Origin of the sequence: Leifsonia sp. 2TAF2 (assembly GCF_052115085.1) — a bacterium.
Taxonomy (GTDB): Bacteria; Actinomycetota; Actinomycetes; order Actinomycetales; family Microbacteriaceae; genus Leifsonia.
The window spans coordinates 1111157-1125243 of record NZ_JBFRFY010000001.1 but is presented as its reverse complement, the minus strand read 5'-3'; the positions used below and the strand labels follow the sequence as shown (position 1 = coordinate 1125243).

General features: G+C 71.0%; 12 protein-coding genes. 10 read left to right on the top strand and 2 right to left on the bottom strand.

Features of this window, described 5'->3' with window-relative positions; genetic code table 11:
* Positions 1-88 precede the first annotated feature (88 nt).
* Positions 89-907: a 16S rRNA (cytidine(1402)-2'-O)-methyltransferase gene (gene rsmI / locus AB4Z18_RS05410; RefSeq protein WP_441781669.1), complete on the bottom strand. Its 819-nt coding sequence runs from the start codon at positions 905-907 to the stop codon at positions 89-91.
* Positions 908-964: 57 nt separating this feature from the next.
* On the opposite strand from rsmI, the gene AB4Z18_RS05405 reads away from it, so the two are divergent.
* The 5 genes from AB4Z18_RS05405 (at position 965) to AB4Z18_RS05385 (ending at position 7244) form a co-directional block, all read left to right on the top strand.
* Entirely contained in the window at positions 965-2578 is a 1614-nt protein-coding gene (locus AB4Z18_RS05405) for a dolichyl-phosphate-mannose--protein mannosyltransferase (protein WP_441781668.1), read from the top strand.
* Between the two features lie 67 nt (positions 2579-2645).
* Entirely contained in the window at positions 2646-4238 is a 1593-nt protein-coding gene (locus AB4Z18_RS05400; protein WP_441781667.1) for a S53 family peptidase, read from the top strand.
* A 29-nt stretch (positions 4239-4267) separates the two neighbouring features.
* Entirely contained in the window at positions 4268-5290 is a 1023-nt protein-coding gene (locus AB4Z18_RS05395) for a YeiH family protein (protein ID WP_441781666.1), read from the top strand.
* A gap of 65 nt (positions 5291-5355) precedes the next feature.
* On the top strand, positions 5356-6657 hold the full coding sequence (locus AB4Z18_RS05390) for an O-acetylhomoserine aminocarboxypropyltransferase/cysteine synthase family protein (protein WP_441781665.1): 1302 nt from the start codon (positions 5356-5358) through the stop codon (positions 6655-6657).
* Positions 6654-7244 (top strand): CoA-binding protein, encoded by a 591-nt coding sequence (locus tag AB4Z18_RS05385; RefSeq protein ID WP_441781664.1) that lies wholly within the window; start codon positions 6654-6656, stop codon positions 7242-7244. Before AB4Z18_RS05390 ends, AB4Z18_RS05385 begins: the two co-directional genes overlap by 4 nt.
* Positions 7245-7283: 39 nt before the next feature.
* Here AB4Z18_RS05385 and AB4Z18_RS05380 read toward each other — a convergent pair whose 3' ends face one another.
* The gene (locus AB4Z18_RS05380; RefSeq protein WP_441781663.1) at positions 7284-7865 is read right to left on the bottom strand and encodes a class I SAM-dependent methyltransferase; all 582 of its coding nucleotides are present in this window, start codon (positions 7863-7865) and stop codon (positions 7284-7286) included.
* 57 nt (positions 7866-7922) lie between these two features.
* Between AB4Z18_RS05380 and AB4Z18_RS05375 the strand changes: the two genes are divergently transcribed.
* The 5 genes from AB4Z18_RS05375 to AB4Z18_RS05355 all read left to right on the top strand — a co-directional run bounded on the left by AB4Z18_RS05375 (position 7923) and on the right by AB4Z18_RS05355 (position 13971).
* The gene (locus tag AB4Z18_RS05375) at positions 7923-11222 is read left to right on the top strand and encodes an ATP-binding protein (RefSeq protein ID WP_441781662.1); all 3300 of its coding nucleotides are present in this window, start codon (positions 7923-7925) and stop codon (positions 11220-11222) included.
* A 44-nt stretch (positions 11223-11266) separates the two neighbouring features.
* Complete coding sequence (locus tag AB4Z18_RS05370) at positions 11267-11506, top strand: helix-turn-helix domain-containing protein (RefSeq protein ID WP_441781661.1); 240 nt, start codon at positions 11267-11269, stop codon at positions 11504-11506.
* Positions 11499-12008 (top strand): Clp protease N-terminal domain-containing protein, encoded by a 510-nt coding sequence (locus tag AB4Z18_RS05365; protein ID WP_441781660.1) that lies wholly within the window; start codon positions 11499-11501, stop codon positions 12006-12008. Before AB4Z18_RS05370 ends, AB4Z18_RS05365 begins: the two co-directional genes overlap by 8 nt.
* Before the next feature lie 131 nt (positions 12009-12139).
* Positions 12140-13156: an ATP-binding cassette domain-containing protein gene (locus AB4Z18_RS05360; RefSeq protein ID WP_441781659.1), complete on the top strand. Its 1017-nt coding sequence runs from the start codon at positions 12140-12142 to the stop codon at positions 13154-13156.
* Positions 13153-13971 (top strand): ABC transporter permease, encoded by an 819-nt coding sequence (locus AB4Z18_RS05355; RefSeq protein WP_441781658.1) that lies wholly within the window; start codon positions 13153-13155, stop codon positions 13969-13971. Before AB4Z18_RS05360 ends, AB4Z18_RS05355 begins: the two co-directional genes overlap by 4 nt.
* Positions 13972-14087: the final 116 nt, after the last annotated feature.

The window sequence follows — 14087 nt, the reverse complement described above, 5'->3', positions numbered from 1 at the left end:
CCTACGGGCGGACGGACCCGCAGATCGGTGTGTTACTCCGCCTGTGGAGAACGCGCTGCACGGTCCGTCTGGGGACGAACCGCCGGCCTCATCCCCGTCGTTCGAGCGCCGCCTGATAGAGGTCGCGTTTTCCGAGCCCCGTGGCCTCCGCGACCTCGGCGGCCGCATCCTTCAGCCGGGTTCCGGAGGCGACCAGCGCCAGCACCTGTTCCAGCGCGCTCTCGGGGTCGGCGGCCCGCGCGGGAGCGCCGGCGACCACGATCACGATCTCGCCCCGGACGCCCTCGGCCGCCCACGTCGCGAGCTCCGTCGCCGTGCCGCGCCGCACCTCCTCGAACAGCTTGGTGAGCTCGCGGGCGACGACCGCACGCCGGTCCTCCCCCAACGCCGTCGCGATGTCGCCGAGGGAGGCGGCGATCCGGTTCGGCGACTCGAAGAACACCATGGTCCGCGTCTCGGTCGCGAGCGCGCGCAGCGTGGACAGCCGCTCCCCCTGTTTGCGCGGCAGGAATCCCTCGAAGGTGAAGCGGTCGGTCGGGAGTCCTGAGACGGCGAGCGCCGTCAGCACCGCCGAGGGGCCGGGGAGGGCGGTCACCGCGACGCCCGCGGCGGCCGCCGCCTCGACGAGGTGAAAACCGGGATCGGAGACCGTCGGCATCCCGGCGTCGGACAGCACCACCACATCCTGATCGCGGGCCAGCTCGACCAACTCGCCCGCACGGGCGCGCTCATTGTGATCGTGCAGCGCGATCAGCCGCGGCCGGTTCGTGACGCCGAGGCCCGCGAGCAGGCGCTGGGCGACCCGCGTGTCCTCCGCGGCGACGACGGTGGCCTCGCCGAGCACCTCCACCAGCCTCCGGGAGGCGTCGCCCAGGTTGCCGATCGGGGTGGCGGCGAGGATGATCATGGCCTCTAGTCTGTCAGCCGGAAGGCGACACCAAGCGTCCGCCTCTAGCATGGCTGGGTGACCTCCGCTCCCTGGACCGAAGCTCCGGCCGCCCACGCCGCCGCCGTGCGCCCGGGCACCCGCCTCGACGACTGGTGGGCGCGCGTGCTGGGGACCCCCACGCGGATGCGGCTGTGGTTCTGGGGCGCGCCGATCGCGGTCACGCTGCTTGCCGCGGTGCTGCGCTTGTGGAACCTCGGCGCTCCGCACTCGCTGGTGTTCGACGAGACCTTCTACGTGAAGGACTCGTGGAGCCTGTGGAACCTCGGCTACGAGGGCAGCTGGCCCGACAAGGCCGACCCGCGCTTCGCCGCCGGCCAGACCCAGATCTTCGACGCAGACCCGTCGTTCGTGGCGCATCCACCGCTCGGCAAGTGGCTGATCGGACTGGGGATGGCGGCGACCGGTCCTGACAACTCTTTCGGCTGGCGGGTCTCCACCGCTGTGGCCGGCACGATCGCCGTCCTGCTGGTGTTCCTCATCGCGCGGACGCTGTTCCGCTCGACGATGCTGGCGACCATCGCCGGGGTCCTGTTCGCGATCGACGGCCACGCCATCGTGATGAGCCGCGTCGCCCTGCTCGACAACTTCGTGATGCTCTTCGCCCTGCTGGCGTTCTGCTGCATCCTGCTCGACCGGAGGTGGGCGGCCGATCGCCTGGCCGCGAAGGTGGCGGACGCCCGGTCGTCAGGCCGCGACCCGGCGTGGGGCCCGGTGCTGTGGTGGCGGCCGTGGCTGATCGCGGCCGGTCTGCTGTGCGGGCTGTGCGCCGGGGTGAAGTGGACGGGCTTCTACTTCCTCGCGTTCTTCGCCATCTACACGGTGATCGTGGATGCGGTGGCCCGCCGCAGGGTCGGCCTCCCGTTCCATGTGAGCGGCGCGATCCTCAAACAGGCGCCCGCGACTTTCGTACTGATGGTGCCGATCGCCTTCGTCGCCTACGTCGCCACCTGGGCCGGCTGGATCTTCAGCAGCAACGGCTACTACCGCCACTGGGCGGAGAGCGTGCACCTGCAGTGGACCGGCGGCCTCAGCTGGGTGCCGCTGTGGGTCCAGAATCTCTGGCACTACCAGACGGAGATGTACAACTACAGCATCAACCTGCACACGCCGCATCCCTATCAGTCGAACCCCCTGACGTGGACACTGCAGCTGCGGCCGACGAGCATGTACTACGTCGGTACGACGCAGGGTCAGCAGGGATGCGACTTCAGCTCCTGCTCGGCGGCCATCACCTCCCTCGGCAACCCGCTGATCTGGTGGGCGGGGACGGCCGCGATCCTCTTCCTCACCTACCGGCTGGTGCGGTATCGCGATTGGCGCATCGGCCTCATCCTGACCGGATTGGCCGCCGGCTACCTGCCCTGGTGGCTGTACATGGGGCGCACGATCTTCTCGTTCTACGCGATCGCCTTCGAGCCGTACCTGATCCTGGCGCTCACTGCGGCCATCGGGATGGTGCTCGGCACACGGACCGATCCCGAGCCACGTCGACGGCGCGGCATCCTCTGGACGGGCGTCTTCCTGGCGGCGTGCGCCGTGCTGAGCGTGTTCTTCTGGCCGATCTGGACGGGTCAGCAGGTGCCGTTCTGGTTCTGGCAGATCCACATGTGGCTGCCCAGCTGGGTCTGAGAGCCGCCTCAGCCCGGGCTCGTCCCGGCTCTGTAGGTTGTCGGAGGCCGGTGGTAGACCGAGGGGTATGACCGATCCGCAGAAGCCCCTCGACCTCGTCCCCCTGCCCGGCAGCGACCGCCCCGACCGGCCCGGCTTCCAGGCGCACGGTGGCCTCGCGCCCGACTCGCGGGTGGAGGCCACCCTGGTCCTCCGGCGGAAGGCGGAGCTGCCGTCGAGCGCGTTCACTCAGCCTCTGACCCGGGACGAGCTGGCAGAAGGGTACGGTGCGTCGCCCGAGGACGTGGACCTGGTCCGCCGCACGCTGGAGGGGCTCGGCCTGACGGTCGAGGAAGTGGATGCGGGCGCGCGCCGCGTGCGCGTCTCCGGCCCGGTGCAGACGGTCGCCCGCGTCTTCGGCACCGACCTCGCCCAGTCGACGCGCGACGATGCCGGCGACGACGCGCCGACCTACCGTCAGCGGACCGGCGGCCTGAGCATCCCGGCGGCGCTCTCCGGCGTGGTGACCGCCGTGCTCGGACTGGACGACCGGCCGCAGGCGCGGGCGCAGTTCCGCTACGTGCCCGCCGCCGCCGTGAACACGAGCTACACCCCGCCGCAGCTGGGCACGGTGTACTCCTTCCCCGAGGGGACGGACGGCAGCGGCCAGACGATCGCCATCATCGAGCTCGGCGGCGGGTACGTGCAGTCCGACCTCGACACCTACTTCGCGGGCCTCGGCATCCCCACGCCGAGTGTGCGCGCAGTCGGCGTGGACGGCGGGTCGAATGCGCCGGACGGCAACCCGAACGGAGCCGACGGCGAGGTCATGCTCGACATCGAAGTCGCCGGAGCACTCGCGCCCAAGGCCGAGATCGTCGTCTACTTCGCCCCGAACACCGACGCCGGATTCCTGGATGCGGTGAGCACCGCCGCGCACGCCGACCCGACCCCGGCGGCGATCAGCATCAGTTGGGGCCAGTCGGAGGACCAGTGGAGCGCCCAGGCGCGGACCGCGTTCGACGAGGCGCTGCAGGATGCGGCCGCGCTCGGCGTCACCACCACGGCGGCGGCCGGCGACGACGGCAGCAGCGACCGGGTCGGCGATGGGCGTCCGCACGTCGACTTCCCCGCGTCCTCGCCACACGCGCTGGCCTGCGGCGGGACGCGACTGGAGGCCGACACGACGACGGGCGCTGTGCGGTCGGAGGTCGTCTGGAACAACGGCACCGGTGGTGGTGCGACCGGCGGCGGCGTCAGTGCCGTCTTCCCGCTTCCGTCGTGGCAGACGGGAGTCGGCGTGCCGTCGGGCGCTGACGGAACGGACGCGGGCGGCACGGCGAACGGCCCGGGCGGACGCGGGGTGCCGGACGTCTCCGCGGTGGCCGACCCGCAGACCGGGTACCGCATCCGCGTCGACGGGCAGGACACCGTGATCGGCGGCACCAGCGCGGTCGCTCCGCTGTGGGCGGCGCTCGTCGCCCGGCTCGTGCAGTCGACGGGGCAGCCGCTGGGGCTGGTGCAACCGCGCCTTTACGACTCGGTGCCCGCCGGGACCGTCGCGGACGGCTTCCGCGACATCGTCACGGGCGACAACGGCTCCTACCGGGCGGCTCCCGGCTGGGACGCCTGCACCGGCCTCGGCGTGCCGGACGGGACGCAGCTGCTGTCGTCGCTCTGATCCGACGAAGTGCTCGCCAGAATGTACTGGTGAGCACTCCGTCCTTCTCTGTTCGCCGACCCGTCCCCTGGCTGCCCGGCCTCGTCGTGTGCGCGGGGGCCGCGGCGGTCGCTTGGGCGGTGCACTGGCTGATCCCCGCGATCCCGCTGCTGACCGCCGCGGTGGTGCTCGGGATCGTGGTGGGCCAGGTCCCCGTCGCCCGTCCGGCCGTGGTGGGCCCTCTCGCGCCCGGCCTGTCGCTCAGCGCCAAGCGTCTGATGCGGGTCGGCGTAGTGCTCCTCGGGCTCAAACTGAGTCTCGGCGACATCGCAGGTCTCGGCTGGGTCACCATCGCGAGCACGGTCGCCGTCGTCTTGATCAGTTTCGCCGGGACGTTCTGGATCGGCCGGCTCTTCCGTCTGCCGGGGCACCAGCCGCTCCTGATCGCGACTGGGTTCTCCATCTGCGGGGCGTCCGCGATCGGCGCGATGAGCGGTGTGGTGAAGCCGAAGGACGAGGAGGCGGCCACCCCGGTCGCCCTGGTCACCCTCTGCGGGACGCTCGCGATCTTCGTGCTGCCGCTGCTGTGGCATCCACTCGGCCTGGATGCGGCGCAGTTCGGCCACTGGGTGGGCGCCGGTGTGCACGACGTGGGCCAGGTGGTGGCGACCGCGCAGATAGCCGGCGCCGGTGCGCTCGCCGTCGCCGTGGTGGTGAAGCTGACCCGCGTGCTGATGCTGGCGCCGATGGTGGCGATCGCGTCGGTGGTCGAGCGGCGGAGGCAGGTGGAGGGCGACCCGGCTGCCAAGCGGCCGCCCATCGTCCCGCTGTTCGTCGCGGGGTTCATCGTCGCCGCCCTGGTGCGCACGTTCCTCCCGCTGCCGGCCGTCGTGACCGATGGTGCCGACACCCTGCAGACGGTTCTCCTCGCGATGGCCCTCTTCGGCCTCGGGACGGCGGTCCGGCTCCGCACCCTCGTCGGCACCGGCTGGCGGGCGCTGGTGACCGGGCTCATCTCGTGGCTCCTCATCGCCGTGCTGGCCCTCGGCGCTGTGTGGTTGTCGGCCCGCTGACGCGGCCGATTTCCGTCTGTTACGCAACCGGCAGAAGCGTCGGTGGCGTCGGGTAGCGTGACCTCATGGCAGATCGTGAATATGGCTTCCGCACGCGTGCGATCCACGCGGGCAACATCCCCGATCCGGTCACCGGCGCGCGAGCGCTGCCGATCTACCAGACCAGTGCGTTCGTCTTCGACGACACCGCCGATGCGGCCGCGCGCTTCGCCCTGCAGAAGTACGGCAACATCTACTCGCGGCTCGCGAATCCCACGGTCGCCTCGTTCGAGGAGCGGATCGCCAGCCTCGAGGGCGGCCTCGGCGCGGTCGCCACGGCATCCGGTCTCAGCGCGCAGTACATCACCTTCGCGTCGCTCGTCGGCGCGGGCGACCATATCGTCGCCTCGGCCAACCTGTACGGCGGATCCATCACTCAGCTGGATGTGACCCTCCGCCGCTTCGGCGTGGAGACGACGTTCGTCCAGAGTTCCGACCCGGCCGACTACGCCGCTGCGATCACCGATCGCACCAAGATCGTGTTCGCCGAGACCATCGCCAACCCGTCGGGCGAGATCGCGGACATCGAGGGACTGGCGGAGGTGGCCCATGCGGCGGGGCTCCCGCTCGCCATCGACTCCACGATCGCGACCCCCTACCTCAACCGGCCGTTCGAATGGGGCGCCGACATCGTCATCCACTCGGCCACCAAGTTCCTCGGGGGCCACGGCACGACCCTCGGCGGCGTGGTCGTCGAGAGCGGCCGCTTCGACTGGCACTCCTCCAAGTTCCCGCTGTTCAGCCAGCCCGTCCCGTCCTACGGGGGCCTGCAGTGGTCAGGCAACTTCGGCGAGTACGCGTTCCTCACCCGCCTCCGCGCGGAGCAGCTGCGCGACATCGGGCCGGTGCTCGCGCCGCACTCGGCGTTCCTCCTGGCGCAGGGCGTCGAAACGCTGCCGTACCGGATCCAGGCGCACGTCGACAACGCCCGGGCGGTCGCCGAGTGGCTGGATGCCGATCCGCGCATCGAGAAGGTCTTCTGGGCGGGCTTGCCGGAGCACCCGCACCACGACCGCGCACTCAAGTACTTGCCCAAGGGTCCGGGCAGCGTCTTCAGCTTCGTCGTTAAGGGCGGCCGCGAGGTCGGCCAGAAGTTCATCGAGTCGGTCAACCTCGCCAGCCACCTCGCCAACATCGGAGACGCGAAGACGCTGGTGATCCATCCCGCCTCCACCACGCACGCGCAGCTGACCGAGCAGCAGCTGCTCGACGCCGGCGTGCTGCCGGGCGTCGTGCGGATCAGCGTCGGCATCGAAGACGTCGATGACATCATCTACGATCTGGATCAGGCGCTCACGACGGCCCTCGAGGAGGCGAACGCGGCATGACCACCGCCACCACCGAGCACACGGACGCGACCACGCAGGTTCAGCTCGCCAACGGGCTCAGCTGCGCCCTGCCGTCCGACTCGCCGCTCGCCAAGCTGCTGAAGTCGCAGCGCACGTGGGTCGGACCGGACGCCAAGGAGCGGCTGAAGATCCTGCGCGGCGCGAAGTCGATCGCGATCGTGGGGGCGTCGCCGAATCCCGCGCGCTCCTCCTACTTCGTGGGCACCTACCTCCAGCAGTCCAGCGACTACCGGATCTACTTCGTCAACCCGAACGCCGACACCATCCTCGGCGAGAAGGCCTACCCCGACCTGGCGTCGCTGCCGGAGGTCCCGGACATCGTGGACGTGTTCCGCAAGCCCGCCGACATCCCCGCGGTGATCGACGAGGCCCTCGCCGTCGGCGCACCGACGGTCTGGGTGCAGCTGGGGATCTGGAACCAGGAGGCCGCGGAGTACGGCGAGTCGAAGGGGCTGACGATCGTGATGGACCGCTGCGTGAAGATCGAACACGCACGCTTCCACGGCGGACTGCACCTGCTCGGCTTCGACACCGGACAGATCACGGCGCGCAAGACGATCCGCTGACCCGCCCCGGTCGACCGGCCGGCGGGATGGGTCCACGCCTCAGGCGCGCGCCACGATGTGGAAGACGTGCCAGTGCTTCGGGCCTTCGAAGGACATGCCGCGCTTGTCGTCCTCGACCAGCTGGATCACGTCCATCCCCGTGAGCATGCCCTCGACCTGGGAGCGGTCGTGGAAGCTCATGCCCGGCCGGCCGGCCCACTCGTCGTTCGGGCCGAACAGCTCGCCGGCGAAGAGCCCGCCTGGGCGCAGCGCCTCGCGGATGTCCGCCCAGAGGTACGGGAAGTGAGACTCGTCGCAGAACGGCAGCGCGAAGCCCGCGTAGACGAGATCGGCCGCGGGCAGCTCCCCCAGCTTCTCGAACGATGACCGGCGCACGGTGACGCGCTCCGCCGCCTGGCTGGAGAGTCCGGAGCGGACGCGCTCCTCGACGCCAGGGTCCGAGTCGACAGCGAGCACCCGCCAGCCGTGCTCGGCGAGGCTGCGCGTCTCCACGCCGTCCCCGCAGCCGAGGTCGACCGCTTCGCCCGGCGGGCCGTCCCACGCCTCCAGAGCGCTCTGGAACGTCGGCCTCACGCCGCGACCGCCCTGTTCCTCGTAGAACTGCGACCAGTCGAATGCCATGGGCTGAGCCTACGCGGCGCGCGCACCGGCGTCAGCGGCACTGGCTAAGATCGGCCCGTGCAGTCCGTCCCTCCGCCTCCCCGTGTGGCCGTGCTCGGCCCGGTGCTGGTCGAGGACCGCGCGGGCGCTCTCGCCGAGCCGGCGGGCGCACTCGGGAAGAGCCTCATCGTCGCACTGGTGCTGGCGCGCGGGGTCGCGACCGTCCCCTCCCTGATCGAAGACCTGTGGGATGACGCGCCTCCCCGTCAGGAGCGCGCCGCCCTGCAGACGCTCGTCTCGCGCGTCCGGACGACGAGCGCGGACGGACTGCTGGAGTCGACCCCCAGCGGATACACGCTGGCCGTCCCTCACGAGCAGACGGACCTGGGTCTTGCCCGTCGCGCCCTGGACCGTGCGACGCGAGCCCTGCAGTCCGGCGACGCCTCGACCGCGGTCGGCGAGTCGACCGGCGCGCTGGGGCTGTGGCGCGGCGAACCCGGCGCCGAGCTCGGTGCGACCCCGCTCGCCGGCGAGCTCAACCGGACGGCCGCCGCGCTGTACGACGACCTCTTGCTGACGCGTGCCCGCGGCCTGCTCGCCGCGGGCGATCCGGCGGGTGCGCTGGACGACCTCCGCCCGCTCATCGAGCGACGCCCGCTCGACGAGGGTGTGCGTCTGGAACAGCTCCGTGCCCTGGCGGCCGCCGGTCGCCGCAGCGACGCCCTGCTCGCCTTCGCCGAACTGAAGGAGGCGCTCCTCGACCGGCTGGGAACGCGTCCAGGGCCACAGCTCGTGGCCCTCAACGCCGAGCTGCTCGCCGCCGATGACGAGCAGCGGCCGAACGCTCCGCGCCGCGTCCGCATCGGGCTCCGGTCGGCTCCGAACGCCCTGGTCGGGCGCGAGTACGACGTGCAGGCCGTCGAAGACCTGGTCGCGACCTCCCGGCTCACCACCATTCTCGGCGCGGGAGGCCTCGGCAAGACGCGGCTGGCGCAGGAGATCGGAAGCCGCGCCGTCCACACGCCCGCGGTGATCGTGGTCGAGCTCGCGAGCGTTCGCAGCGGCGAGGATGTGGAGCTCGCGTTCGCCTCCACTCTCGGCATCCGCGAGGCACGCACCGCCCGGCCTGCCGACCCGGGCGCGCAGCTCGACCTGCGCTCGCGCATCCTGGGCGTGCTGTCCGAGCGCGACACCCTGCTCATCGTCGACAATTGCGAGCACATCGTGGATGCCGCAGCGGCCTACGTTCAGGACATCCTCGACTCCACCACCAACGTCCGCGTGCTGGCGACGAGCCGTGCCCCGCTCGCGATCGGCGCCGAGCACGTGTATCCGCTCGACTCGCTCCGGAGCACCGACGGAGATGCGGCAAGCGCGGGCGAGGCGGAGTACGGCCCCGCTGTCGCCCTGTTCCTCGAGCGCGCCCGGGCCGCCCGCCCCGGCGCCGTGCTGCCGGTCGACGTCGTCGCCCGCCTGTGCGACCGTCTCGACGGCGTGCCCCTCGCGATCGAGCTCGCCGCCGCACGCACGCGGTCCCTCTCCGTCGACGAGATCGAGCGCAGGCTCGGCAACCGCTTCGCGCTGCTGACCGGCGGCGAACGGACCGCACCGGAACGTCACCGCACCCTGTTCGCGGTGATCGAGTGGAGCTGGAACCTCCTCGGCACCTCCGAGCAGGCGCTGCTGCGACGACTCTCCCGCTTCCCCGACGGCTTCAGCGCCGACGCCGCGGAGGCCGTCGCCGGCACCCGCGGCGCCCTCTCTGTGCTCGACGATCTGGATGCGCTGGTCACGCAGTCCCTGGTGGCCGTGACAGAGGACCGCACCACCGGCCTGCTGCGGTACCGGATGTTGGAGACGGTCCGCGAGTTCGGCGACCGCGAGCTCGTCGCGGCCGGCGAGCAGGACGAGGTGCTGGCCGGCATGGACGCCTGGGCCGTCGCCTTCTGCCGGAGCACCCTGAGCGCCATGCACGGACGGGAGCAGGTGCCGACGTTCCAGCGGGTGACCGCCGAGCAGGACAACCTGGTGGCCGTCCTCCGGTCGGCGCTCGACGGCAGCAGGAGGGAGACGGTCGCGACCGTGTTCGCGACCCTCTCCTACTACTGGTCGCTGCGCAGCGCGCACTCCGAGGTGCTCGGTTTCGGCTCGGCCGTGATGGATGCGCTGAACGGCTGGCAGCCGACGACGGCACACCGCGACGCCGTCGCCGCCTGCTACACGATCATCGGCGGCACCTTCCTGTTCATCGACCTGCGGACCGCCGCCCGTGCGATCTCCCGGCTACGGCGGATGCGCCGCGCCGAGCCCTTCTCCGATTCGCGGCTGGATGCGCTGGCCTCCCTGGTGCTGCACGCCGGCCGAGCCGATTCCGGACTCGCTCTCCTCGCCGAGTACGCCGCGTCGAGCGATCCAGAGCGCGCCGCCGTCGGCAACCTCCTGACCGCGCAGCTGCACGAGAACGCCGGCGAGCTGGATCAGGCCCTGGCGGCGGCCACGCGCGCGTGGGCCAACGCGCAGCAGGCGGGGGACGCGTGGTCGATGGCGTCCGCGGCACAGTCGCTGGCGCAGTCGCACAGCCAGCTCGCGCATCCCGCCGAGGCCCTGGAGTGGGCGCAGCGGGCGTACGACCACATGGCGATGCTGCAGGCGGACGGCGACCTGCGTCAGCTCGACTGGCTGATCGCCATCAATGCGATCTCGAGCGGCGACACCGCCCGGGGCCGGCGCCTGCTGGAGCGCTACCTCGCCGTCGAAGTCGACCGCACCGGTTTCGACTACGCCGACTACTACGCGATCGGGTACGCCGGGATGGCGGAGATCGCGCTGGCGGAAGGAGACCAGGCGGAGGCGATCCGGCTGTACGGCCGGGCCCTCAGCGCCTTCGGCGGCTCCCCGGCGCCCCGGGAAGTGGCGCTCAACCCGTGGTTGACGATGCTGGGGGCCGCGGCCCTCGTCGTGCGCCTGCGCACGCATGCCGAGCATCCCGAACTGCTCTCCTGGGCCGAGACGGATGAGGCCGCCGCGACACTGCGCACCCGCACCCTGGTGAACGCGCGGCTGAACCCGCCGTACAACGACCGTCCGGTGATCGGTTCAGCCCTGGTCGGATACGCCGCGTGGATGCTCGACCCGCACACCGCGTCCGCTCACGGCGACGATGGGTGGGTCGCATCCGGCTTGTCGCTGTTCGCCTTCGCTGGGCGTGCGAACTCGCGTCAGGATGTCGCGAGCCTGCACCGGGAGGTCGTGGCCGACCGCCTCGCGGCGAGCTGGGGGCAGGACCGGGTGGATGCGGCGCTCGCGGCGGTCGGTTCCATCACGCCGGAGGTCGCCGTCACGCGCGCGCTCGCTCTGCTCTCCGACGTACGCGCCTAGCAACTTTGGTTGACAACTCGCAATAAGCAACTATAGTTGCTTCCATGAACCCCACACCGTTCCCGGACCCCGTCGGAGGCGTCGCCGACGGTCTCGCCGCCGTCGTCGCCCTCCGCGAGCTCGCCGACCGGCTCGAAGACGCCGAGGTCGAGCGCGCGCTCCGCGAGGGCTGGAGCTGGACGCAGATCGCCGACGCGCTGGGCATCACCCGGCAGGCAGTCCACAAGAAGCACCTGCGACGGGTCGCCGCCGCCGGCATCGAACTGAGGAGGCGCAATGTCTGACATCCATCACGGCGGCAATGCCAACCTGCCCGGGCAGCCGCTCTCCCGCGCGCTCCGGCAGCTGGTCGTCCGCTCGATCACCGAGGCGCAGCTGCGCAACGCAGGCCTCGTCGAGGCCGAGCACCTGCTGCTCGCCCTGTCGCGCGAAGGCAGCGCGCCGATCCGCTCGGCACTGGAGGGCGCAGGTCTCGACCCCGACGGACTGGGGACGGCCCTCGACGCCGAGCGGGCTGCCAGTTTGCGCGTCGCCGGGGTGACCCCCGTCCCCGCCGAACGGCTGGCGGCGTCTCCGCGGGTCATCCGGCCGCGCTGGGGCGCCTCCTTCAAGGATGCGCTCGCGCGGGCCCACCGGGTCGGCACGGCCAACCGTCACCAGCGGATGGGCGAGCTCGACCTGCTCGCCGCCCTGCTGGGCCTCGAGCTCGGCACGGTCCCCCGCGCCCTGACGCTCGCCGGGGTCGACCGGCAGGCAGTGCTGAGCGCAGCACGTCGCGCGGCCTGAGCGCGGGTCGCCGCTCACACCCGCTGACATCCACTTACACGAGCCCTCGCGCGCTGTAAGCGCCACGTAAGGGCGGTGTAAGCGCGCCCCGGCAGCATCGGAACATCACCAGTCCACACGAAAGGACCATCATGACTCGAAGCTCAGAATGGGCCGTCGAAGCCCACGGGCTCGTCAAGGTCTTCGGCGACAACCGGGCGGTCGACGGCGTCGACCTCACCGTGCGCGCCGGCGCCGTCTACGGCGTCCTCGGCCCCAACGGCGCCGGTAAGACCACGACCATTTCCATGCTCGCCACCCTGCTCAAGCCGGATGCCGGCGAAGCCTTCATCTTCGGCCACGACATCCGCAAGGAGCAGCAGGTCGTCCGCCAGCTGATCGGCGTGACCGCGCAGTTCGCCTCCGTCGACGAGACGCTCTCGGCCAACGAGAACCTCATGATCTTCTCTCGGCTCCTCGGCCTCAGCGGCCGGGAGGCCAAGCAGAAGACCGCCGAACTGCTCGAAGAGTTCGGACTGACCGAGGCGGCCAAGCGCCCGCTGAAGAAGTTCTCCGGCGGTATGCGCCGCCGCCTCGACTTGGCCGCCAGCCTCATCGCGCAGCCGCCGCTGATCTTCCTCGACGAGCCGACCACGGGCCTCGACCCGCGGACGCGCTCGCAGATGTGGGACACCATCCGCCGCCTCGTGGCGACCGGTTCGACCGTGCTGCTGACCACGCAGTACCTCGACGAGGCCGACCAGCTCGCCGACCGCATCGCGGTCATCGACCGGGGCCGCGTGGTCGCCGAGGGCACCGCCGACGAACTCAAGGCGTCGGTCGGAGAGTCCTCGCTGCAGCTGCGCCTGGCCGACCCGGCCGACATCGAGGACGCCCGCCGCGCCATCCAGACCGTGCTCGGTGTGGATGCGGTGGTCTCGCCCGAAGGCTCCCGCCTGACGGCCCCGATGCGCGACGCGGACGTGGTGACGGACCTGTTCGTCACGTTCCGCGAGGCCGGCATCCACCTGCAGGAGATGTCCGTGCAGAAGCCCACGCTCGACGAGGTGTTCCTCACCCTCACCGGCCACGGCGTCGAAGAGGAGACGGCGGATGAGACCCCCGCCGAGGAAGAGAGTGCCAAGACTGTAGAAGGAGCCAGGGCATGACCGCCATCGCCACCATCACCCCGCCGTCCGAGCGACGGCTCAAGAACCACGTGAGTGTCACGCAGACCGTCGCCAACACCTTGACGATGGCCCGCCGCGGCCTCCTGAAGATCAAGCGCACGCCCGAGCAGCTGTTCGATGTGACGCTCCAGCCGATCATCTTCACGGTGATGTTCGCCTACCTGTTCGGTGGGGCGCTCGCCGGGAGCGTCCAGGCATACCTGCCCGATCTGATCCCCGGCATCCTGGTGCAGACCGTTATCACCACCTCCGTCGTGACCGGGGTCCAACTTCGCGAAGACATGGACAAGGGCGTGTTCGACCGCTTCAAGTCACTGCCGATCGCCCGCATCGCGCCATTGTCCGGCGCTCTGCTGGCAGATACCCTGCGCTACACGATCGCGACGACGATCACCTTCGTGGTCGGGTTCGTCATGGGTTACCGCCCGGCAGCCGGGCTCGGCTTCGTCATCCTCGCCGGACTGCTGGTGGTCGCCTGCGCGTGGGCGATCAGCTGGATCTTCGCCTTCTTCGGCGTGATCGCGCGGACGGCCGGATCGGTTCAGGGCATCTCGTTCCTGGTGCTGTTCCCGCTGACGTTCTTCTCGAATGCCTTCGTGCAGCCGAGCACACTGCCGAGCTGGCTGGAGTGGTTCGTGAACGTGAACCCCGTGTCGCACCTCGTCACCGCAGTCCGCGACCTCGCGAACGCGGGCACCTTCGGCGCCGACGGCTGGATCGCCCTCGCCGGCGCCGCCGTCATCGTCGCGGTGTTCGCCCCGCTCACGGTGCGGGCCTACATGCGGAAGGCCTGAACGGCACTTCCGCTCCTCGAACGGCGGCCGTCACATCCTGCGGAGGGATGCGACGGCCGCTTTCGTGTGTGCGCGCGAATCGTGCGCGGATGCGCGCGCGGACGCCGAAAAGCGGC

Bases quoted from the DNA above. Each gene is read 5' to 3' on its own strand.
- AB4Z18_RS05360 (WP_441781659.1), top strand. From the start codon at position 12,140: ATGACTCGAAGCTCAGAATGGGCCGTCGAAGCCCACGGGCTCGTCAAG.
- AB4Z18_RS05380 (WP_441781663.1), bottom strand. From the start codon at position 7,865: ATGGCATTCGACTGGTCGCAGTTCTACGAGGAACAGGGCGGTCGCGGC.
- AB4Z18_RS05355 (WP_441781658.1), top strand. From the start codon at position 13,153: ATGACCGCCATCGCCACCATCACCCCGCCGTCCGAGCGACGGCTCAAG.
- AB4Z18_RS05400 (WP_441781667.1), top strand. From the start codon at position 2,646: ATGACCGATCCGCAGAAGCCCCTCGACCTCGTCCCCCTGCCCGGCAGC.
- AB4Z18_RS05390 (WP_441781665.1), top strand. From the start codon at position 5,356: ATGGCAGATCGTGAATATGGCTTCCGCACGCGTGCGATCCACGCGGGC.
- AB4Z18_RS05370 (WP_441781661.1), top strand. From the start codon at position 11,267: ATGAACCCCACACCGTTCCCGGACCCCGTCGGAGGCGTCGCCGACGGT.
- rsmI (WP_441781669.1), bottom strand. From the start codon at position 907: ATGATCATCCTCGCCGCCACCCCGATCGGCAACCTGGGCGACGCCTCC.
- AB4Z18_RS05365 (WP_441781660.1), top strand. From the start codon at position 11,499: ATGTCTGACATCCATCACGGCGGCAATGCCAACCTGCCCGGGCAGCCG.
- AB4Z18_RS05385 (WP_441781664.1), top strand. From the start codon at position 6,654: ATGACCACCGCCACCACCGAGCACACGGACGCGACCACGCAGGTTCAG.